This window comes from Alcanivorax sp. S6407 (assembly GCF_023016115.1).
In the GTDB taxonomy this organism is placed as follows: domain Bacteria; phylum Pseudomonadota; class Gammaproteobacteria; order Pseudomonadales; family Alcanivoracaceae; genus Alcanivorax.
This window is the reverse complement of the sequence record NZ_JALKBH010000002.1, coordinates 536,059-556,335: the sequence shown is the minus strand read 5'-3', so window position 1 is coordinate 556,335 and position 20,277 is coordinate 536,059. Positions and strand designations below refer to the sequence as shown.

General features: G+C 59.5%; 25 protein-coding genes, 1 tRNA gene and 1 riboswitch. Of the genes, 12 read left to right on the top strand and 14 right to left on the bottom strand.

Going from position 1 to position 20,277, the window contains the following annotated elements:
• Window positions 1-73 precede the first annotated feature (73 nt).
• From MWU49_RS05740 to MWU49_RS05715, 6 genes are all read right to left on the bottom strand, one after another.
• Complete coding sequence (locus MWU49_RS05740) at window positions 74-1,138, bottom strand: putative urea ABC transporter substrate-binding protein (protein WP_246969288.1); 1,065 nt, start codon at window positions 1,136-1,138, stop codon at window positions 74-76.
• A 56-nt stretch (window positions 1,139-1,194) separates the two neighbouring features.
• Window positions 1,195-1,308, bottom strand: a riboswitch (guanidine-I (ykkC/yxkD leader).
• A 197-nt stretch (window positions 1,309-1,505) separates the two neighbouring features.
• Window positions 1,506-2,279: a dienelactone hydrolase family protein gene (locus MWU49_RS05735; RefSeq protein ID WP_246969285.1), complete on the bottom strand. Its 774-nt coding sequence runs from the start codon at window positions 2,277-2,279 to the stop codon at window positions 1,506-1,508.
• Between the two features lie 78 nt (window positions 2,280-2,357).
• A complete protein-coding gene (locus MWU49_RS05730; RefSeq protein ID WP_348646691.1) occupies window positions 2,358-2,672 on the bottom strand; it encodes a hypothetical protein in 315 nt (104 codons plus the stop codon).
• A gap of 59 nt (window positions 2,673-2,731) precedes the next feature.
• Window positions 2,732-3,298, bottom strand: a complete 567-nt coding sequence (locus MWU49_RS05725) for a glutathione peroxidase (protein WP_246969279.1) — start codon at window positions 3,296-3,298, stop codon at window positions 2,732-2,734.
• Window positions 3,299-3,363: 65 nt separating this feature from the next.
• On the bottom strand, window positions 3,364-3,732 hold the full coding sequence (locus tag MWU49_RS05720; protein WP_246969276.1) for a HopJ type III effector protein: 369 nt from the start codon (window positions 3,730-3,732) through the stop codon (window positions 3,364-3,366).
• 86 nt (window positions 3,733-3,818) lie between these two features.
• Entirely contained in the window at window positions 3,819-4,217 is a 399-nt protein-coding gene (locus MWU49_RS05715) for a hypothetical protein (protein WP_246969273.1), read from the bottom strand.
• Window positions 4,218-4,294: 77 nt separating this feature from the next.
• Between MWU49_RS05715 and MWU49_RS05710 the strand changes: the two genes are divergently transcribed.
• From MWU49_RS05710 to MWU49_RS05690, 5 genes are all read left to right on the top strand, one after another.
• Window positions 4,295-4,594: a GIY-YIG nuclease family protein gene (locus MWU49_RS05710; RefSeq protein WP_246969270.1), complete on the top strand. Its 300-nt coding sequence runs from the start codon at window positions 4,295-4,297 to the stop codon at window positions 4,592-4,594.
• Window positions 4,595-4,617: 23 nt separating this feature from the next.
• Window positions 4,618-5,208, top strand: a complete 591-nt coding sequence (locus MWU49_RS05705) for a LemA family protein (protein WP_246969267.1) — start codon at window positions 4,618-4,620, stop codon at window positions 5,206-5,208.
• Complete coding sequence (locus MWU49_RS05700; RefSeq protein WP_246969264.1) at window positions 5,205-5,927, top strand: TPM domain-containing protein; 723 nt, start codon at window positions 5,205-5,207, stop codon at window positions 5,925-5,927. Before MWU49_RS05705 ends, MWU49_RS05700 begins: the two co-directional genes overlap by 4 nt.
• An 11-nt stretch (window positions 5,928-5,938) precedes the next feature.
• Window positions 5,939-6,550 carry a TPM domain-containing protein gene (locus MWU49_RS05695; protein ID WP_246969261.1) on the top strand — a complete coding sequence of 204 codons (612 nt, stop codon included), beginning with the start codon at window positions 5,939-5,941 and terminating at the stop codon, window positions 6,548-6,550.
• Window positions 6,551-7,038: 488 nt separating this feature from the next.
• Window positions 7,039-7,257: a hypothetical protein gene (locus MWU49_RS05690; RefSeq protein WP_246969258.1), complete on the top strand. Its 219-nt coding sequence runs from the start codon at window positions 7,039-7,041 to the stop codon at window positions 7,255-7,257.
• Window positions 7,258-7,387: 130 nt separating this feature from the next.
• Here MWU49_RS05690 and MWU49_RS05685 read toward each other — a convergent pair.
• Window positions 7,388-7,464: transfer RNA gene (locus MWU49_RS05685), tRNA-Met, on the bottom strand.
• 216 nt (window positions 7,465-7,680) lie between these two features.
• Here MWU49_RS05685 and iscR point away from each other — a divergent pair.
• The 3 genes from iscR (at window position 7,681) to MWU49_RS05670 (ending at window position 10,191) form a co-directional block, all read left to right on the top strand.
• Entirely contained in the window at window positions 7,681-8,142 is a 462-nt protein-coding gene (gene iscR, locus MWU49_RS05680) for a Fe-S cluster assembly transcriptional regulator IscR (protein WP_246969256.1), read from the top strand.
• A gap of 142 nt (window positions 8,143-8,284) precedes the next feature.
• A complete protein-coding gene (locus MWU49_RS05675) occupies window positions 8,285-9,433 on the top strand; it encodes an IscS subfamily cysteine desulfurase (protein ID WP_246969254.1) in 1,149 nt (382 codons plus the stop codon).
• A gap of 194 nt (window positions 9,434-9,627) precedes the next feature.
• Window positions 9,628-10,191, top strand: coding sequence for a heme NO-binding domain-containing protein (locus tag MWU49_RS05670; RefSeq protein ID WP_246969252.1), 564 nt, complete (start codon window positions 9,628-9,630; stop codon window positions 10,189-10,191).
• 21 nt (window positions 10,192-10,212) lie between these two features.
• Here the strand turns inward: MWU49_RS05670 and MWU49_RS05665 are convergent, their stop codons facing one another.
• The 7 genes from MWU49_RS05665 to sufB form a co-directional block, all read right to left on the bottom strand.
• Window positions 10,213-10,662: a SufE family protein gene (locus MWU49_RS05665; protein WP_246969250.1), complete on the bottom strand. Its 450-nt coding sequence runs from the start codon at window positions 10,660-10,662 to the stop codon at window positions 10,213-10,215.
• Between the two features lie 101 nt (window positions 10,663-10,763).
• Window positions 10,764-11,306, bottom strand: coding sequence for a putative Fe-S cluster assembly protein SufT (gene sufT / locus MWU49_RS05660; protein WP_246969247.1), 543 nt, complete (start codon window positions 11,304-11,306; stop codon window positions 10,764-10,766).
• A gap of 1 nt (window position 11,307) precedes the next feature.
• Window positions 11,308-11,667 carry an iron-sulfur cluster assembly accessory protein gene (locus tag MWU49_RS05655; protein ID WP_246969244.1) on the bottom strand — a complete coding sequence of 120 codons (360 nt, stop codon included), beginning with the start codon at window positions 11,665-11,667 and terminating at the stop codon, window positions 11,308-11,310.
• 88 nt (window positions 11,668-11,755) lie between these two features.
• A complete protein-coding gene (locus tag MWU49_RS05650; RefSeq protein WP_281502095.1) occupies window positions 11,756-12,979 on the bottom strand; it encodes a cysteine desulfurase in 1,224 nt (407 codons plus the stop codon).
• Window positions 12,979-14,202 carry a Fe-S cluster assembly protein SufD gene (gene sufD / locus MWU49_RS05645; RefSeq protein WP_246969241.1) on the bottom strand — a complete coding sequence of 408 codons (1,224 nt, stop codon included), beginning with the start codon at window positions 14,200-14,202 and terminating at the stop codon, window positions 12,979-12,981. The genes MWU49_RS05650 and sufD overlap by 1 nt, the downstream gene beginning before the upstream one ends.
• Entirely contained in the window at window positions 14,199-14,954 is a 756-nt protein-coding gene (gene sufC, locus MWU49_RS05640) for a Fe-S cluster assembly ATPase SufC (protein ID WP_246969238.1), read from the bottom strand. Before sufC ends, sufD begins: the two co-directional genes overlap by 4 nt.
• 239 nt (window positions 14,955-15,193) lie before the next feature.
• Window positions 15,194-16,633 carry a Fe-S cluster assembly protein SufB gene (sufB, locus tag MWU49_RS05635; protein ID WP_246969235.1) on the bottom strand — a complete coding sequence of 480 codons (1,440 nt, stop codon included), beginning with the start codon at window positions 16,631-16,633 and terminating at the stop codon, window positions 15,194-15,196.
• Between the two features lie 308 nt (window positions 16,634-16,941).
• On the opposite strand from sufB, the gene ndk reads away from it, so the two are divergent.
• The 4 genes from ndk (at window position 16,942) to MWU49_RS05615 (ending at window position 20,260) form a co-directional block, all read left to right on the top strand.
• Window positions 16,942-17,373, top strand: a complete 432-nt coding sequence (ndk, locus tag MWU49_RS05630) for a nucleoside-diphosphate kinase (RefSeq protein ID WP_246969232.1) — start codon at window positions 16,942-16,944, stop codon at window positions 17,371-17,373.
• A gap of 87 nt (window positions 17,374-17,460) precedes the next feature.
• Window positions 17,461-18,603 (top strand): 23S rRNA (adenine(2503)-C(2))-methyltransferase RlmN, encoded by a 1,143-nt coding sequence (rlmN, locus tag MWU49_RS05625; RefSeq protein WP_246969229.1) that lies wholly within the window; start codon window positions 17,461-17,463, stop codon window positions 18,601-18,603.
• Entirely contained in the window at window positions 18,603-19,385 is a 783-nt protein-coding gene (pilW, locus tag MWU49_RS05620) for a type IV pilus biogenesis/stability protein PilW (protein ID WP_246969227.1), read from the top strand. The genes rlmN and pilW overlap by 1 nt, the downstream gene beginning before the upstream one ends.
• Window positions 19,382-20,260, top strand: a complete 879-nt coding sequence (locus MWU49_RS05615; protein WP_246969223.1) for a RodZ domain-containing protein — start codon at window positions 19,382-19,384, stop codon at window positions 20,258-20,260. The genes pilW and MWU49_RS05615 overlap by 4 nt, the downstream gene beginning before the upstream one ends.
• Window positions 20,261-20,277 lie beyond the last annotated feature (17 nt).

The window sequence follows — 20,277 nt, the reverse complement described above, 5'->3', positions numbered from 1 at the left end:
TTAATCGCTGGATGCCTGACGCCGGACGCTAGATACAAGCAGCGTCAGGCGTCGGGCATTGGGCGTCAGGTGCTCAGAGCTTTCCTTCCGCGGCCATGGCCATGTAGTCCGGGATGAAGCGCAGCTGCACGTTGCCCTCACTGCCATACACGCCGGCGGGGGTTTCGATGCCGATAAAGCCGGCGTCCGGGGCGCCTTCACCCAGCAGGCCGTGATCGAAGGAGAACTCCGCCACTTTCTGCATGGTGTCTTTCAGCTCGGCGCTGTTGACGAATTCCACGGCTTCACTGGCGTCATAGAACATGCGGGTGGATGCCAGCTGGGCTTCGTAACCGGCCAGGTCGGTGCCGGAGGCCTTGGCCATGAAGGTGCGAGCTGCCTTGCCGGCCTCATCGTCGGCAGACATGGTAGCCATGATTTCATACCAGGCACCGGTCAGGGCCTTGCCGAAGGCGGGGTTGGCTTTCAGGGTGTCGCTGTTGACTACCATCAGGTCGATGATCTCGCCGGGAATTTTGGAAGAGTCGAACACCTTGTGGCTGTCCGGCATGGCGGTGATCTCGCTGAGCAGCGGGTTCCAGGTGGCCACGGCAGTCACGTCGTCGGTGGTGTAGGCAGACACCATGTCCGCGTCGGAGGTGTTCACCACGGTCAGGTCTTTTTCGCTCAGGCCCACGGTTTCCAGTGCGCGTGCCAGCAGGTAGTGGGAAACGGACAGTTCGACCAGGTTCACGTTCTGGCCCTTGATGTCGGCCAGCTTGTCAGTGCCTTTCAGTACCACGCCATCGTTACCATTGGAGAAATCCCCCACGATCAGGGCGGTGGAATCCACGCCACCGGCGGCGGGAATGGTCAGGGCGTCCATGTTGGTCATGGCGCAACCGTCATAGGCACCGGCGGTGTACTGGTTGATGGATTCAACGTAGTCGTTGATTTGCACCACGTCGATTTCGATGTCGTACTTGTCGGCCCACTTGTCGACGATCTTTTGCTGGGCGCCGAAGTCCCACGGCATCCAGCCCACGTAGATGGACCAGCAAACACTGAAAGAATCTTTGGCCAGGGCGCTGGCCGGAGTGAGGGCGGCAAACAGGGAAAGCGCTGCAGCGGCAGCGGTGTTGCGTACGGAACGGGTCATGTCAGACCTCCTTGGCTACGGACGGAGAGGAATCCAATGACACTGCTGTCATCGTGCTCTCCCGGGCTTTTGTCCCGCCGTGTAACCTTCTGCCCGCACCGGCAGAGAGGTCGCCAGCTCTCGGACCAGACATCTCTTCGGGAGAGACCGGAACCCTAGCTGCCTATTCCGCAAATTGTATTGAGTGCGTGATGGCATGCATGCCATTCGATTCCTCGACAGGGAATCTGCAAGTCAGGTGCCAACTTTGGCAAAGCCAGTGAAAACAACGTGTTGGGGGGAGAGGAAGGGAGGGGGCTGGGCAGGAGTACAAAAAGCTGCATTGCATTGGGGCGACAACAACCGGGTCGCCCCAATGTGGTGCAACTTACTCCGCCATGAAGTCCATCAGGGCTTCCCAGCTGGTCAGGTCGGCGTGAGCGTCGTAACCCAGCGGCAATTCGAAGCGCTTGGCCACCGCATCAGCACCGGGGTTGGTGAAACTGTGCTTCACCCCGGGGAAACTGAGCAGACGCAGGTCAACGCCGGCCGCGGTCATTTCGGAGACAAACTGACTGACCTGCTCCGCCGGTACCATGGGATCTGCCTGGCCGGTGGCGACCAGCACCTTGGCCTTGATGTCGCCTGCCTGCGCCGGGGTGTCCGTGCCCAGGGAGCCATGGAAGCTGGCGACACCGGCCAGATCTGCGCCCTGACGGGCCTGATTGAGCACCACCGCGCCGCCAAAACAGTAACCAATGGCATAAATCCGTTTCGGGTCCACCTGCTGTTGCTTGAGCAGCATCTTGCGGGCGGCTTCGAAACGGGCGTTCATCTTGTCTGGCTCCGCCAGAGCGGCTTCCATAAAGGCCGTGGCATCTTTCGGATGGGTTGCCACCTTGCCGGTACCGTACATGTCCACCGCCAGGGCCACATGTCCTTCGGTGGCCAGCAAACGGGCCCGGTTGCGGGCGTAATCATTCAGCCCCCACCATTCATGAATCACGATGACCCCGGCAGAAGGCTCCTTCTGCTTTTCATTCAGGTACATGACACCGGTGCCCAGCCCATCGGGCAGGGTGACTTCGGTTTCGATGATCTCGGCAGCGTAGGCACTGTGGCCAATGAACAGAAACAGGATAAACAGCCCAAGCCGTTTCATCGTCATTCCTCTTGGTAGTTGAATGGTGGTTTCAGTGATTCGTGTCAGGCAACCGGCTGCAGGCGTGCGGCGCAAACATCATTCCTGCCAGACCCAGCGCAGCGGCTCGCCAAAGTCGTCGTACAGCAATTTTCGCTGGGGGCGCGGGTTGAGTCGCTGGCGCTTGGGTTTGTGCTTGCGCGCATCAATGGTGGCCGCCACCTGGCTGAGATCGGTGCGGCTGGGCTGGCGAGGGCCGTTGAACAGCACGGTCTGGTGGCCCTTGCCACTGACCGCATCGGCGCCACTGACGCCACTGGGCACTTCCTTGATGGATCCACCTTTCTCCAGAAAGCGTTGCATATCACGCTCCAGGCGATGACGCTGCTGTTCTTTACTGTTGAGAACCTTCACCGGACCTGTCCCAGGTTGAAAGTGGAATCATCGACCATAGCAGCCCGCGGGCAGGGGTTCTACTGCCCGCTGGTGGGAGTTTGTAATGCCGCCTTGATCGCGTCTTCCAGGGCGCCACCCAGCGGTTTCTCTGAGGCCGGAAAATGCTGGACCGCCTGGCCGTCGGCGGATACCAGGTACTTGTTGAAGTTCCAGCCCGGCGCTTCGGTGGCCTCTGTCAGTGTCCGGAAAACCGGATTGGCATCAGCCCCCTTCACCTTGCTGGTGGCTGCCATGGGGAAGGTGACGCCGTAATTGATATAGCAGACCTTGGCGGTTTCCGCTTCATCATTCAGTTCCTGGCGGAAGTCATCGGAAGGAAAACCAATGATCACCAGTCCCTGGTCCTTGTAGCGCTGGTAGAGGCTTTCCAGGCCCTTGAACTGGCCGGTATAGCCACAGCGGCTGGCGGTGTTCACCACCAGAGTGGTGTGGCCCCGGGTCAACGCGCACAGATCCAGAGAGTCTTTTGAATGCAGCTTGCGCACCTGGGTATCGAACAGGGCCGGACAGTCACTGGCCTGTGCCGGCACAGTGATGGTGGCCAGGGGCAGGGCAAGCAGTAGCGCTTTCAGGATGCGAATCACGTTGGCTCTCCAGTCAGGTGTCATTCCGGTAGTGTTAACAGGCCCGGATCAACAGTGCGCGAAGATCAGCCCGCCTTGGGCTTCAGCGCCTCACCATCGAACTTCACGTCTGCCAGGGTATGGCGCATGAAGGTGCGGATATTGGCGTGGTCGTCGCCTTCCGGGTTGCTCAGTACGTGGTCGCGGAAGAAGTGCCCGAAACAGGCCAGGGTCTGTTCATCATTGAGGTTGTGCAGTTTTGCAAAGGCGAAGATCTTGCAGGAGCCTTCGTTGGTGCCTGCCTCATTCACCACCATGTCGTCGCCGCTGCCATTGGTAAAGCGGGTGGGGGTGTAGACGTAGTGCTCTTCAATCACGGCCTGGACCTGTTCGAAGGCAACCACTTCAGGCATCAGGTTCAGGGCAAACAGCAGGGTTTCGACGGAATTGCTCATGGGGGAATCCTGTTCCGGTGGTGATCATTCTGGATAGCGCAGAAGGGTAGCGTCATCGCCGGAACAGGGGAAGGCCAAACCGTGTGTTACTCAGCGGCAGTCGCTGGCGCGGGCTGTGGCAGGTTGCGCGCGCCCAGAGGGTTACAGTTCTTCAGCACCACCTTGCCCTGCAGCATGTTGCCGCGGGAGTACTCGCGGAAGATGCAGTCACCGGTTTCCGGGTCATAGTCCTCGATCCACAGGTTGTCCTCCTTCCAGGTGGCATTGAGGTGGTAGTGGCCTTCGGGAATGGTGATGCTCATGGTGCCGCCAAAGCGCTTCACGAATACCTGTTGCAGCCAGAAGTAATAGGCCAGGGTGGCCACCAGCCAGATGATGGCCGCAACGATCACCGCCGGTTTCCATTTCTCCATGCGCACGCCGATGCCGAACAGCGTGCCAATCACCAGTGCCGCGACCAGAAACCAGTAAAGGTAGGTAACCATGTTTTCATCCTTGTTGAGCTTGTTGTGAAAATTCTGTCTGGCATCATAGCAATGATTTCAAAGCCAGATGTAAAAGCATGCAACAGTGGTGGGTCTACATGGTGCGGTGTGCAGACCGGTCTCTTTATACCGGCATCTGCACAGAACCGGCTCGCCGCTTTCACGAGCATAATCACAGCCCCAGAGGGGCACGCTATACCCGGGTAAGACGCCCCGTGGTGCCGGTATTGCTGGTGCCTGGTGGCGATCGCGCCACTGCCAGTTCACTGGAGGCGCGTCTGAAAAAACTGACCCGGGCCAACAAGGACAAATTACTGGCGGCGCTGCGAGAAGAAAAACGCCGGGCGTCGCTGTCTATCTGGCTGGAAGATTCCTGACGATATCCATGGAGAACAAGGTAATGACACTGTGGCGTAGTTTTGTACTGGTAATGCTGGCGGGCTGGTTGAGCGGTTGCGGGATCAACAATATCCCCACCTACGACGAGCAGGTAAAGGCCGCCTGGAGCCAGGTGGAAAACCAGTACCAGCGTCGAGCTGACCTGATTCCCAATCTGGTCAGCACCGTGAAGGGCTATGCGGCCCACGAGCAGGAAGTGCTGGTGGATGTGACCGAAGCGCGGGCCAAGGTGGGTTCCATCCAGGTGGATGGCAACATGCTGGATAACCCGCAGAAGCTGCAGCAGTTCGAACAGGCCCAGCGTCAGCTGGGTTCTGCGTTGCAGCGTTTGATGGTGGTGGCCGAGCGCTACCCGGACCTGAAGGCCAACCAGAATTTCCTGGCCCTGCAATCCCAGCTGGAAGGTACCGAAAACCGCATCAGTGTGGCCCGTCGCGACTATATTGCCGCGGTGCAGACATACAACACCGAGATCCGCACGTTCCCGGGGCGTCTGTGGCACAGCTTCCTGTATAGCGAGATGGAAGTGCGTGACACCTACGAAGCGACCTCTGAAGGTGCCGAAGAAGCGCCAGCCGTCAGCTTCGAATGATGCGCCTGCTGATTCTGGCCGTGCTCCTGCTGGCGCGCCCGCTGTGGGCTGCGCCGGAATTTCCCGAACTGTCCGGCCGGGTGGTGGACCAGGCCGGCCTGCTGACCCCGGCCCAGGTGCAGAGTCTCACCGGCTCGCTGGCGGCAGCGGAACAGAACACCTCCAATCAGGTGGTGGTGGTGACCCTGTCCGACTTGCAGGGCTATGACATTGCCGACTATGGCTATCAACTGGGCCGGCACTGGGGCATCGGCAGCAAGGACAACGACAACGGCGTGCTGCTGATCGTGGCGCCCAATGATCGCAAGGTTCGCATTGAGGTGGGTTATGGGCTCGAAGGCTCGCTCACCGATGCCCTGGCCAGTGTCATCGTCCAGCAGGAGATACTTCCGGCCTTTCGTCAGGGGCAGTTCTACGGTGGTATCCAGGCGGGCGTTACCGCGATTCTGGCCGCCATCAAGGGGGAATACGCCGGTACCCGTCAGCCGCGCCAAAAAGTGTCCGGGGGGAAGACGCTGGGGATTCTGGCGGTCATGATCATCCTCACCTTCCTGTTGTCTGCCGGTGGCGGCGGAGGCCGCGGGGGCCGTCGTGGCGGCTTCATGTTCCTGCCCATGCCCATGGGCGGCGGCGGCTTTGGCGGAGGGGGTTTTGGTGGCGGCGGCTTCGGCGGCGGCGGTGGTGGATTCGGAGGCGGTGGCGCCTCTGGTGGCTGGTAAAGGGGATAACAATGTTGCTTGATAAACAGGCCCAGAGTGATCTGGCCGATGCCATCACCAAACAGGAAACGCGCACCGACGCCGAGCTGGTGACTGTGCTCGCTCGCCAGGCCGACGATTACCGTTATATCACTACCCTGTGGGCGGCCTTGTTGTCGTTGCTGGTGCCCGCGGCATTGCTGTTCATCCCGCATTGGCTCAGTTCCCTGGAAGCCCTGATGCTGCAATGGGGCGTGCTGCTGGTGCTGGCGGTGCTGTTTCGCTTTCGTCCCTTGCAGTTTCGTCTGGTGCCACGCTCCCTGCAGCGCCAGCGGGCGGCCAGCCTGGCGCGCAGCGCCTTTCTGCAGCAGGGCTTGCACCATACCCATGGTGACACCGGGGTGCTGATCTTTGTCAGCGAAGCGGAACACTATGTGGAAATCCTGGCGGATCAGGGTATTGCCCGCCATGTGGACGACGCCCAGTGGCAGGCCATCGTGAATGCCTTTGTGGCGAAGGTAAAAGCCGGGCAGGTGGCGGAAGGTTTCCAGCAGTGCGTGGCCGCCTGTGGTGACAAGCTGGCCGAGCATGTGCCGGCTACCCGGGAAAAGAATGAACTGCCCAACCACCTGGTCATTCTCTGAGGGACATTCCCGGTGGGCAGAGGTTGCCTGCTGTGGGAGCTTGCCAGCACGCGATGATGCCTTGCCAATCTTTAGTCAGAGGCGCTGCATCTGTTGACGTCTCGAGAACGCCGTTCGTCACTTGCTATCAGTGCTGTCGCCGGTAGCGGGTACGAACGCCTGAGCTGCCCTCATCCTTTTTTACCCTTGGCTAATCGATTGAATAACAAAAGAAATATCTACTCTTTTTGACGTAGGAGTGGGGCTTTCAGGGGCCTTGCCGCCCTACCCAGTAATTGAATATGAGAAAAGTAGATAATTGCGGGGCTTTCTGAAATCCAGTAACAAAAGAGGGCGAAGAAAAGCTCTGTGGGTGGGTCGGATCCCCTTTTGTGGTCCGCCAGGAAAGCCCCGGAAGCCAACAGCAAGAAGGACAACGCCACCGCCCATGACGCAGTGGCAGTAGCCAGGGCAGCATCACGCACTGGCATGCGCTAAGGAGAGATACAATGAAACTGTTTCGCGAGCATCTGGGTACCGCCACCCCGATACCCCCTGTCCTGATCACCGAATCGAACGATATCGAGCGCCTGAAATCCATCGCCCGCAACACTGCCGCTTTCGATCTGGGCGTGCAGGATGTGGAGTGGGAGGATCGCAACGATGATCCTGAATGCCTGCGCCTCAGGCTCAGTGACAATTATTACTTTGTGATCCGCCCGGATTGATTGTCTTGAAATCAGGCTTGTTATATTTCCGTACTGCATTTCGCACCAAGCCCGATGTTTCTTTGGATACACGGTTGGTAATGCCAAAAAAAAGGGCTGGAGATCACTCTCCAGCCCTTTTTTCATCGTTTGGTAGCAAGGGGCGGACTTGAACCGCCGACCCCAGCATTATGAGTGCTGTGCTCTAACCAGCTGAGCTACCTTGCCATTCGAGGCCGCGAATTTTCCGTGAGGCGGGTGCGGGTGTCAAGCTTTCCTGGTTCAGCTGGGCAATGTTTAGCCAGTCTTTGCTCTGCAAGGGAACGATTTCGGGATTTCTTGTCTTATTTGAGAATCATTGTCATTATCGGGGTTGCAATACTTGACTGAAATGGTCGGGATTATTAGGCTTCAGGCTGGAATACACATAAAAAGGGTGTGGATATGCGACTGACTACCAAGGGCCGTTATGCGGTGACGGCGATGCTGGATTTATCCCTGCACGCTGACGCTGGCCCGGTCTCGCTGGCGGACATTTCTGATCGCCAGGGCATCTCCATTTCCTACCTTGAGCAACTGTTCGCCAAGCTGCGTCGAAACGGCCTGGTAAGCAGTGTGCGTGGCCCCGGTGGCGGCTATCAGCTGAGCCGCACCAGCGACGAAATCGATGTGGCTTCGGTGATCTCGGCAGTGGACGAGCCGGTGGACGCTACTCGCTGTGGTGGCCAGGGCGACTGTCAGGAAGGCGATACTTGCCTGACCCACCATCTGTGGTGCGATCTGTCTGATCAGATCCAGAATTTCCTTGGCGGCATTTCGCTGGGGGAGTTGGTCGCCCGTCAGGAAGTGAAGCAGATTTCCGAGCGTCAGGATCGTCACCAGCGGTTGCCGGTAAATAGTTTGTAATGACGCCAGACGCTTGATGCCAGACGCCTGACAGAGAATCCGGGCCAGCCTTTGTGGGTCAGGCATCGGGCGTCCGGCGTCTTCAATGCTATAATTTCCCCGCTATTTTCAGCCTCATACACAACCGGTTTCTTTCTTCGCCATGAGCCAAGCTGTTTATCTTGATTATGCTGCCACCACGCCAGTGGATCCGGCTGTTGTTGACGTGATGGTGCGCCATCTCGGCCCGGAAGGGACCTTTGCCAATCCGGCCTCCCGCAGCCATTTGTATGGCTGGCTGGCGGAAGAGGCGGTGGAGAACGCCCGTCGTCAGGTGGCGGATGTGCTCAATGCGGACCCGCGAGAGATCGTCTGGACCAGTGGTGCCACAGAAGCCAATAACCTGGCCCTGAAAGGGGTGCTGGAAGCCCGTGGCGGAGGTCATGTGATCACCAGTGCCACTGAGCACAAGGCGGTGCTGGATGCCTGCAAATGGCTGGAGCATCAGGGCCATGCAGTGACCTACCTGCTGCCGGCAGCGGACGGCCGGATCTCGCCGGAGGCGGTGCAGGATGCGCTGCGCGATGACACTGTGCTGGTGTCGGTGATGCACGCCAATAATGAAACCGGAGTGATCAACGATATCCTGGCGATCGGTAGTCTGTGCCGGGAGCGGGGCGTGCTGTTTCATACCGATGCGGCTCAGAGCGTGGGCAAGCTGCCGCTGGATGTTCGCGCCATGCCGGTGGATCTGGTGTCAGTGTGTGCTCACAAGGTCTATGGGCCAAAGGGTATCGGGGCTCTGTATGTGCGACGGGCGCCGGAGGTAAAGGTGGCCGCGCAGATTCATGGCGGTGGCCATGAGCGAGGCATGCGTTCCGGGACCTTGCCGACCCACCAGATCGTGGGTATGGGCGAAGCCTTTGCGCTGGCGCAGGCAAACCGTGACGAAGAGGGCGAACGCATTGCCGCGTTGCGTGACCGTCTCTGGCAGGGCATCAGTGCGCTGCCCGGGGTCAGCATCAATGGCGGTGATAGCCCGCGTTTGCCTGGCCATCTGAACGTGGCGTTTGCCGATGTGGATGGGGAAATGCTGCTGACCACCATGAACCAGGTGGCGGTGTCCTCTGGCTCTGCCTGTACCTCTGCGTCACTGGAGCCGTCCTATGTGCTCAAGGCCATGGGGGTGGAAGATGCCCTTGCCCATGGCTCCATCCGTTTCTCGGTGGGGCGCTTTACTGCGCAGGCAGATATCGATCGGGCGGTTGAGAATGTGGTCGATGCGGTGAGCCGGTTGCGCGGTAGCCAGTAACGTCAGCACCGGCACTTCTCAGGGAGCATTTCTGTCAGCCTGCGACAACGGTAAGCACTATGTGACAGTGGTTGTCACTGCTTTGTGATGCGGGTCACAAAAGTGGGTGTCAGCGGTGTGCAGGAGCGGCTGGGTGGTCATTTTCCGGGTATGGCCCTTGCTGGGTTAGCAGGGTATGCCAGGAGGGTGACATCATGCACGGGGCCATTGTTTCCAGCTTCAAACGTTATCTGGATATGTCGCTGGGTGAGGACATTTGGCGCATTGTCGTGGCCGATGCCGGGCTCACCGGCAAGACCTACATGCCAGTGTCCATTTACCCGGATGAGGAGATGGAGGCCCTGTTGAAGGCGGCGGAACAGGCCACGGGCCTGCGCAGGGAAAACCTGCTGGAAGATTTCGGTGAATGGGTGATCGCGCCGCTGATGCATCTCTACAGGGCCATGATCCCGCCCGATGCGGACGCGGTCTCCTTCCTGGTTAACCTGCAACAGACCCATGAGCGGATTCTCAAACTCAAGGACCCGTCAGCCCAGGCGCCCCGTATTACCGTGAAGCGATGTGGCAAAGGCCTGATCGAAGTGTTCTACGCCTCCAGCCGGAATATGGGGGCGATGATCCCGGGGGCGGTGAAGGGGATTGCTGGCTGGTTCCATGAGGAGGTGACGCTGCTGGCCTCGGAGCCGGGTGAAAACGGTCAGGCGCACTTCGTGTTTCAGCTCAAGGCCAGCGAGGTGGCGGCACGCCAGGTTGTCTAAGCGGCCGCCAGAGAAACGGCCTCAGGCGACCAGCTGTTCGGCCTGATGCTTGATCTTGGCGACCATGGCGCGCAGGCCGTTGCCGCGGGTGGGGCTGAGGTGGCTGAGCAGATCAATACGCTCGAAGAAGCCGTCCATGTCGTAGTCATGGATGGCCTGCGGGGATTGCTGGTTCAGCGCAGACAGCACGATGGCGGCCAGGCCCTTCACGATCAGTGCATCGGAATCCACGGCCAGATAGAGGGTGTTGGCATCCGCGTCATAGTCCGTTTCCAGCCACACCTGGCTTTGGCAGCCACGCACGAAGCGGTCTTCGGTCTTCAGCTCATCGGGCAGGCCGGGCAGCTGTTTGCCCAGATCAATGATGTAGCGGTAACGCTCTTCCCAGTCATCCAGAAATTCCAGATCCTCGGCAATGTCCCCGGCAGTCACATCCTGGCCGAGCTTGATGCTGCGAATATCAAATTGCACGTCGTTGAACTCCGTGGCCTGACGCTGGACGCCTGATGCCTGACGCTAAACCGATGGCGGTTTTCCCCGTCTGGCGTTTGGCGTCGGGCGTCCGGCGGAAATTAAAACATTCCCAGTTCGAGCTGGGCTTCTTCGCTGATCATGTCGCGGCTCCAGGGCGGATCGAACACCAGGGCCACTTCCACCTTGTCCACGTTGGGGACCTTGCCGAGACGATCTTCAACGTCACCCACCAGTACCGGGCCCATGCCGCAGTTGGGGGCGGTGAGGGTCATGCGTACCTGGACCACGTTCTGGTCGTCACGGCGGATCACGTCACAGCCATAAACCAGCCCCAGTTCCTTGATGCTCACCGGGATTTCCGGATCGAAGATGGTCTGCAGGGTGTTCTCCAGATCGTCCTGGCGCACGCTGCCGTCTTCATTGGCGGGGGCAAAGTTCAGCTCCAGCGGCTCCTGCCCAATGGCATCGGCGTCGGTGCCATCAATACGGGCCATGTTGCCGTTAATGGTCACCGTGTAGGTGCCACCCAGGGCCTGGCGCAGGTTCACGAAGCTGTTCTTGGGGATGGTAATACGGGTGCCGTCCGGCACCTTGCGGGCCGGGACATCACGGGAGACGACAACCGTTCTTTGCTCTGCCAAGTTATACCTCTTCTACGGTAAAGCTCTCGCCGCAGCCGCATTCGCCGGTGGCGTTGGGGTTGCGGAACTTGAACAGGCTGTTGACGCCTTCGGTGACGTAGTCGATCACCAGGCCGTTGAGCATGGGCAGCCACTTTTCCGGCACGTACAGATTCACGCCGTCGATGACGAACAGCTTGTCGCCGTCTTTCGCCTCTTCCACGAAATCCAGTACATACATGAAGCCGGAACAACCGGATTCATCCAGATCCAGACGGATGCCGGCGGCATGGGCGCGGGCGATTTCACGCAGCGCCTGTTTGTTGGCTGCTTCGGTCAGGTGAATGGTGATCTGACCGGGAGTAAAAGTCTGAACCGTCATATTACCTACCTTGCCAAAACGCCAGAGGCTTGATGCCTGACGCTTGACGCTGAAAACCAATGTGGGATCGTGCTCCGGCCGTCCGGCGCTACAGGAACGTTTTTACTTTCTGCAGCGCCTGGAACAGGCGATCCACTTCATCAAGGGTATTATAAATCGAGAACGAGGCGCGCACAGTGCCGGGGATGCCGAGGGTGTCCATCAGCGGCATGGTGCAGTGATGGCCGGTGCGTACCGCCACGCCCTGCTTGTCCAGCAGCATGCCCACATCCGCCGGGTGACCGCCGTCCAGCAGGAACGACAGCACACTCACTTTACTGGCGGCGGTGCCGATGATTTTCAAGCCGTCGAAAGCCTGGGCCTGTTCGGTGGCGTGGGCCAATAGCGCATTTTCATGGGCTTCCAGCGCCGCGCGATCCTGGTTGTTGAGCCAGGTGATGGCAGCAGCCAGGCCGATGGCGCCGGCGATATTCGGGGTGCCAGCCTCGAATTTGTAGGGCAGCTGATTCCAGGTGCTCTTCTCGAAGGTAACCACCTCGATCATCTCGCCGCCGGTCTGGTAGGGCGGCATGGCTTCCAGCAGGTCGCGGCGGCCGTACAGCACGCCGATGCCCGTAGGGCCGAACAGCTTGTGGCCGGAGAAGGCATAGAAGTCCACGCCCAGATCCTGCACGTCCACCGGGAAGTGGGCCACGGCCTGGGCGCCGTCCACCAGCGTGATCGCACCCATGGCTTTGGCCCTGGCCACCATCTCTTTCACCGGGTTCAGGGTGCCGAGGGCGTTGCTGGCATGGCCGATGGCAAAGATCTTGGTCTTTTCGCTGAGCAGCTGATCGAACGCCTCCATATCCAGGCTGCAATCGTCGCGTAGCGGGATCACTTTCAGGGTGGCGCCTTTAGCCAGACAAGCCTGCTGCCAGGGCACGATGTTGGCGTGGTGTTCACTGGTGCTGATCAGGACTTCATCACCGGGTTGCAGCTGCTCACGGGCCACGCACTGGGCGACGATATTGATGGATTCGGTGGTGCCCTTGGTCCACAGGATTTCTTCGCGGCTGGCGTTGAGGAAGTCTGCCACGGTCTGGCGGGCCCCTTCGAACTGGCCGGTGGCTTCGTCACTCAGATAGTGAGCACCACGATGGACATTGGAGTTCACGCCACGATAGTAGTTCTGCAGGGCATCCAGCACCGCCATCGGCTTCTGGGTGGTGGCACCGTTGTCCAGATAGACCAGAGGCTTGCCATTGACCTGCTGGTCCAGAATCGGGAACTGGGCGCGCAGGGCGTTGATGTCCAGTGCCTTCGCAGTCATCAGGCTGCGTCTCCCGCCGGGCGGGCGTGTACCAGCTCAGCTTCCAGCCACGGCGTCGCCCATTCCGCTACCTTCTCGTGGGGCAGGGACATCAGCAGCTCGTTGACAAAACCGAGGCTCAGCATGCGCTTGGCTTCTGCCGCCGGAATGCCACGGGACTGCAGGTAGAACTGCTGGATGGGATCCAGTTGGCCGACGGTGGTGCCGTGGGCACATTTCACGTCGTCGTTGTAGATCTCCAGTTCCGGCTTGGTGTTGATCTCCGCACCGGCGTTGAGCAGCAGGTTCTTGTTGGACAGCTCGGCATTGGTGCCACTGGCGCCCGGATGAATATGGATGCGCCCGTTGAATACTGCCTTGCCGCTTTCCCCGGCCAGACCCTTGAAGTTCTGGTCGGATTCGCAGTTGGGCACCGAGTGTTCCACGCAGATCTGGTTGTCCACATGGCTCTTGTCGCGCACCACGAAGATACCTTTCATGTTCAGCTCGGCGCCGCTCTTGCTGACCAGCGCATGGACGTCGTTACGACGCAGGCGGTTGCCGGTCATCAGCTGGTAGCTGTCCACGGTGCTGACGCCCTGCTGGTCAATCACCAGGGTGCCGATGAACAGGGAGGAGGCCTGTTCGCCCTGCAGGCGGTAGTGGGTCAGTTTGGCGTTGTCGGCGGTGATCAGCGCGGTGACGGCGTTGGTCAGGGCCTGGCCTTCAGCATGGTAGTGCTCGATGACAGTGGCTTCGGCGCCGGTGTTGAGCTTGACGATCACGCGTGGGTTGCAGTGCGCCGGCGCATCGCTGGCAGACTGGATCTGCACGTGAACCGGCTGCTCGATCCGGGTATTGGCGGCCACTTCCAGCACCACCGGCTGGGCCACGGCACTGTTGTAAACGGCAAACGGGGTTTCCAGGCCATTCACGGTCGGGCTGTCCTGCTTCAGGCTGACGCCGTCTGGCAGGGTGCTGCCGGTGAGGGTGCCGTTGGTAATGGTCACCACGAATTCACTCAGTGCCGGCAGGGGCTGGCTCAGCTCACCGTTCGCGACAGCATTCATGTGGCCGTCAGCCAGGGCCTGCAGTGAGGTGTATTTCCAGCGCTCGGTCTTGCGCTCTGGAAAGCTGACAGCTTCCAGTTCGCCCAGGTCTGCGCTGTCCCCGGCCAGGCGCCGGGCGCTGGCCAGGGTCTGGGTTTTCAGGTCCAGTGCCAAAGAGGAAGGGGTAAGACTCATGCAGACTCTTCCTCGCCGGTGAGCCAGCCGTAACCTTTCTGTTCCAGTTCCAGGGCCAGTTCCTTGCCGCCGGACTTGATGATCTGGCCGTTGTACAGCACGTGCACGAAGTCAGGCACGATGTAGTCCAGCAGGCGCTGGTAGTGCGTTACCAGCACAATGCCGCGCTCCGGGCTGCGCAGGGAGTTGACGCCCTTGGCGACTACCTGCAGGGCATCGATGTCGAGGCCGGAGTCAGTTTCGTCCAGCAGCGCCAGCTTGGGCTCCATCAACATCATCTGCATGATTTCGTTGCGCTTCTTCTCGCCACCGGAGAAACCTTCGTTAACGCCACGCTTGAGGAAGCTGGCATCCAGATTGACCTGCTTGCAGGCTTCGCGAGCCTTGCGCAGCAGGGTCACGGAATCCCATTCTTCCTTGCCCTGGGCGCCACGTACGGATTCCAATGCGGCCTTGAGGAATTCCATGTTGGATACCCCGGGGATCTCTACCGGGTACTGGAACGCCAGGAACAGGCCCGCCTGGGCGCGCTCTTCCGGTTCCATCTCGGCCAGGCTCTGGCCCTCAAACAGGGCTTCACCGCCAGTGATCTCGTAGTTGTCACGGCCGGACAGTACGTTGGCCAGGGTGGATTTGCCGGAGCCATTGGGGCCCATGATGGCGTGCACCTCGCCCGGGTTAACGGTCAGGTTCAGGCCCTTGAGAATCGGCTTGTCCGCCACGGAGGCTTGAAGATCACGAATTTCCAGCATGTTTTGATGCGCCTTTCGATTGGGCCGGGAGTCCGGCACCGGTTTATCAATGTGTCACAGGTTGCGGCAGGGCGAAGTGCTGAGTTTCGAGTGACGAGTTACGAGGAGCGAAAGGCAAAACCGGTTTTGCTCTTCGAAACTCGTGACTCGTCACTCGCGACTGTCATGGCCCCTGCGATCAGCTAACCCGCAGCGTAAATGTCATGTTCGGGCTTAACTCTTTAGGCCTCTTGGCCCGCTTAGCCCACTGCGCCTTCCAGGCTCACTTCCAGCAGCTTGCCGGCTTCCACCGCAAACTCCATGGGCAGCTCCTTGAACACCTCTTTACAGAAGCCGTTCACGATCATGGAAACCGCCTTTTCCGGGTCGATACCGCGTTGGCGACACAGGAACATCTGGTCGTCACTCACCTTGGAGGTGGTGGCCTCGTGCTCGATGGTGGCCGTGGGGTTCTTCGACTCGATATACGGGAAGGTGTGTGCGCCGCACTGATCGCCCAGCAGCAGGGAGTCACACTGGGTGAAGTTACGGGCGTTTTCCGCCCGCGGGCTGATGCGCACCAGGCCCCGGTAGGCATTCTGGCTGCGAGCAGCTGAGATGCCCTTGGAAATGATGGTGCTCCTGGTGTTCTTGCCCAGGTGGATCATCTTGGTGCCGGTGTCCGCCTGCTGCATGTGGCGGGTAAGGGCCACGGAGTAGAACTCACCAATGCTGTTGTCGCCGCGCAGAATCACCGACGGGTACTTCCAGGTGATGGCGGAGCCGGTTTCCACCTGGGTCCAGCTGATCTTGCTGTTGTCGTGGGCCACACCGCGCTTTGTCACGAAGTTGTAGATGCCGCCCTTGCCGTTCTCGTCACCGGGGTACCAGTTTTGAACGGTGGAGTACTTGATCTCGGCACCGGGCAGGGCCACCAGTTCGACCACGGCCGCGTGCAGCTGGTTTTCATCGCGCTGGGGGGCGGTACAGCCTTCCAGATAGCTCACGTAGCTGCCTTCATCGGCCACGATCAGAGTGCGTTCGAACTGGCCGGTGTTGGCTTCGTTGATACGGAAGTAGGTAGACAGCTCCATGGGGCAGCGAACGCCCCTAGGGATGTATACGAAAGACCCGTCCGAGAACACCGCGCTGTTCAGTGCCGCGTAGAAGTTGTCGCCCTGGGGTACCACGGAGCCCAGGTACTTCTTGATCAGCTCCGGATGTTCCTTGATAGCCTCGGAGATGGAACAGAAGATCACTCCGGCTTCCGCCAGCTTCTCTTTAAAGGTGGTAAACACCGAAGAGGAGTCGAACACCACATCCACGGCCACACCCGCCAGCATTTCCTGCTCGTGCAGCGGAATGCCCAGTTTTTCATAGGTGGCCAGCAGCTCCGGGTCTACCTCGTCGAGGCTTTTCGGGGCGTTATCCAGGCTTTTGGGCTTGGAGTAGTAGGACACCTCATTGAAATCAATGGGCGGGTGCTGCAGGTGTGCCCAGGTCGGGGAGGGCATTTCCTGCCATTTACGGTAGCTCTCCAGCCGCCATTCCAGCATCCATTCCGGCTCTTCCTTCTTGGCAGACAGAAAGCGGATGACATCTTCGCTCAGCCCAGGGGGCAAGGTCTCAGCGTCCACCGTGGTGGTGAAACCGGCCTCGTAATTGGAGCGAATCAGCTTGTCCAGTTCGGCTTGGCTCATAGATCAGCGCCTGCGGTCCAGGGTAATGGGAAATACCAGAGTAATTTAGTCGGGTATTATACGCCTTTCGCGGGCGCTGTCGAATAGGGGCCGGGGCAGAAAGGCCGGCTTCCGGTGACGGCGGGGCGGTGCGTGTCCGACGGGGCGGCAACGGTATCATAATTCGCCTCTCTTGCGTATAATCCGCCGGTTCCAGGGGGTTGCTGCGTGGGCTGCTTTGCCAGTCTGCCGATCGCCCCTGTCATTGCCCCGGGGAACCGTTTGGGTTTCCGAGGACCATTTAACGCAAATCTGGAGTGAACAGACTGATGGCTGTTGAGCGCACCCTCTCTATCATCAAGCCTGATGCCGTGGCCAAGAACGTAATCGGTGACATCGTTGCCCGTTTCGAAAAGGCTGACCTGAAAGTAGTTGCCATGAAGATGGTACACCTGAGCGACGAGCAGGCTGGCGGTTTCTACGCCGAGCACAAAGAGCGTCCTTTCTTCAAGGATCTGGTGTCCTTCATGACCAGCGGTCCTGTCGTTGTCCAGGTTCTGGAAGGCGAAGGCGCCGTGGCCAAGAACCGTGACCTGATGGGTGCTACCAACCCGGCGGAAGCGGAAGCTGGAACCATTCGTGCCGATTTCGCTCAAACCATTGACGAGAACGCGGTACACGGCTCTGACTCCACCGAGTCTGCGGCCCGTGAAGTGGCCTACTTCTTCTCTGACGAAGAACTGTGCCCGCGCACTCGCTAAGTTTCAGCGAGTGAGCAACCTCCAGCCACGGCCTTTGGTCGTGGCTGGCGTTTATCAGGAAACCGTGTTTCCTACTGGAGAAATGCCATGACAGCCCAACAGAAAGTCAATCTGCTCGGTCTCGATCGCCCGCAAATGGAAGCCTTCTTCCTGGAAATGGGAGAGAAGAAGTTTCGTGCCCAGCAGGTGCTGAAATGGATCCACCATCATCAGGCGGATTCGTTCGAGCAAATGACAGATGTGGGTAAGGCATTGCGCCAGAAACTGTCCGAGGTGGCGGAAATTCGCGGCCCGGAAGTGATCCACGAGAGCATCAGCCGTGACGGCACCCGCAAGTGGGTGTTTGAAATGGATAACGGTGGTGCGGTGGAAACCGTTTTTATTCCCGATGGCCGCCGCGGCACCCTGTGTGTGTCCTCCCAGGTGGGGTGTGCAGTGGATTGCAGCTTTTGCTCCACTGGCAAGCAGGGCTTCCAGCGGGATATGACCAGTGCCGAAATCATTGGCCAGGTGTGGCAGGCCAGCCGGTCCTTTGGCCCGCGCCGCAATCTCGGTGAGCACCCGATCACCAATGTGGTGATGATGGGCATGGGCGAGCCCCTGCTCAACTATGACAACGTGCTCAGTGCCATGCGCATCATGAAAGATGACCTGGGCTACGGTATTGGCAAGAAGCGGATCACCCTCTCTACTTCCGGGGTGATTCCGAAGATCGACCAGCTCAGCCAGGACCTGGATGTGGCCCTGGCAGTGAGTTTGCATGCTCCCAACGACGAGCTGCGTAACGAGCTGGTGCCGTTGAATCGCAAGTACCCGCTGAAAGAGTTGATGGCGGCGTGCAAGCGTTACACCAAAAATATTTCCCACAAGCACAACACTATCACCATGGAATATGTGATGCTGCGGGACGTGAACGATAAGCCGGAGCACGCTCGTCAGCTGGTCAAGCTGTTGAACGGCCTGCCGGTGAAGGTGAATCTGATCCCTTTCAATCCCTTCCCGCATGCAGGCTATGAACGTTCACGCAAGAGCGATATTCTGGAGTTCCATAAGTATCTGAATGACAATGGATTGTTGACTACGGTCAGGACGACGCGCGGTGATGATATCGATGCCGCCTGTGGTCAGCTGGTGGGGCAGGTGCAGGACCGGACCCGGCGCAGTGAGCGCTGGAAACAATCCATTTTTCACCGCTCCGAACACACGGATAACAATACAGCGCAAGCGTAATGAATCCTCTTATTCGCGGTTTTCTTGGCCTGCTGGTTGCGGGCTTTCTCTCCACCGGGTGTGTGACGGTGGAATCCGGTGAGCGGGAAGTCAAAGTCGATGAGGCCGTCACCAGTCGGGTGGCTGCCGGTCTGCAGTATCTTCAGCAGGGCAATCCTTCCGAAGCCCGCCGGCATTTCTCACGAGCTCTCCAGCTTGACGATGACAGTGCCGTGGCGCACAACGCCATGGCGCTGCTCTACAAGTACGAGCAGGATCCTGCCCTGGAAGAAGAGCACTACAAGAAGGCGGTCAGTGCGGACCGTAGTTACTCCCCAGCCCAGAACAACTACGGCACCTTACTGTTTTCAAAAGGCGAGTATGAGGCTGCCCTCAAGCGTTTTGAGCGGGCGGCCAATGATCCGAGCTACAGTGGCCGTGGCAGTGCCTGGGAAAACATGGGTCGCTGCTACCGGGAGCTGGGACGGGATGAGGAAGCCCAGAAGGCATTCATCAAGGCTCTGCGCCTGAATCCTCAGGCGGTGGTGCCGAATCTGGAGCTGGCGGACCTGTACTTCAAGGAACAGCGCACGCGACTGGCCTGGGACTACTATCAGCAATATGTTCAGCGCAGTAACCGTCAAAGCGCCCGCTCCCTGCTGCTGGGAGCGAAGCTGGCAACGACCCTGGGCTTCAAGGATCAACTCTCCAGCTATGAGCTGGCACTGGAAAACCTTTATCGTCGCTCACCAGAATACAGTGAGTGGAAGGACTGGAAAGCTGCACGGGAGAGCGCACAATGAGTGACAAGATGGTCGTGTTGCCCGGCGAGCGTTGCCGCAAGGCCCGTGAGGCCATGGGCTGGACAACCGCAGAAGCGGCAAAGCGTATGCACCTGTCCCAGACCTATCTGCTGGCGCTGGAAGCAGATGATTACGAGCGTCTGCCCGAGGCGACTTTCGTCAAGGGTTACCTGAAGAACTATGCTCGCCTGCTGGGACTGCCCGCAGATGAAGTGGCCAATACGTTCCAGCAAATGATCAACGAAGACGCTTTCGACAAGCCGCTGGAATTGCCAAGCATGCCCAACCGTCGGGGCCTGCTGGCCAGGCCGGTGGTGTGGTTGCTGATCCTGATTGTGGCAGTCATTGCGGTAGTGGTGCTCTGGCCGCAGGGTGAAGATGAGCCTGATGCTGTGGACGGCGCGCCGCTGGCGCCCCTGTCAGAGGATGCCGGTCAGCAGGATCCGACTGCCGGGCCTGACGCCGCGGTGGTTGATGACGCGGGTCCGGAATCAGCCATGGCAGACACGGTTGGAGCCATGGACGATGCTGAAACGGCTGAAGCCGGCCAGGCAGAGCAAGAGCCGGTAGAGCCCACCCCTGCCGTGGAAGAGGCGGCCCCTGCCATTGATCCCGATATGCTGGCAGGCAATGGGCAGGACCGTCTGGTGATGGATCTGAACGCCGACTGCTGGATGGAAATTCGTGATGCCAATGGCCGTGTGCTGCGCCAGGGCGTCAAGCCGGCCGGTGCTACCCTGCGGGTAGATGGCAAGGCGCCTTTCAGCCTCAAGATCGGTAACGCTGCGGCAGTCAGCGAGCTGTTCCTGAATGGCGAGGCTGTCACCTTGCCGACGGATTCGCCTGGTAAAGTTGTCAATCTGACGCTCCCCTGATCAATACCGAGACATAC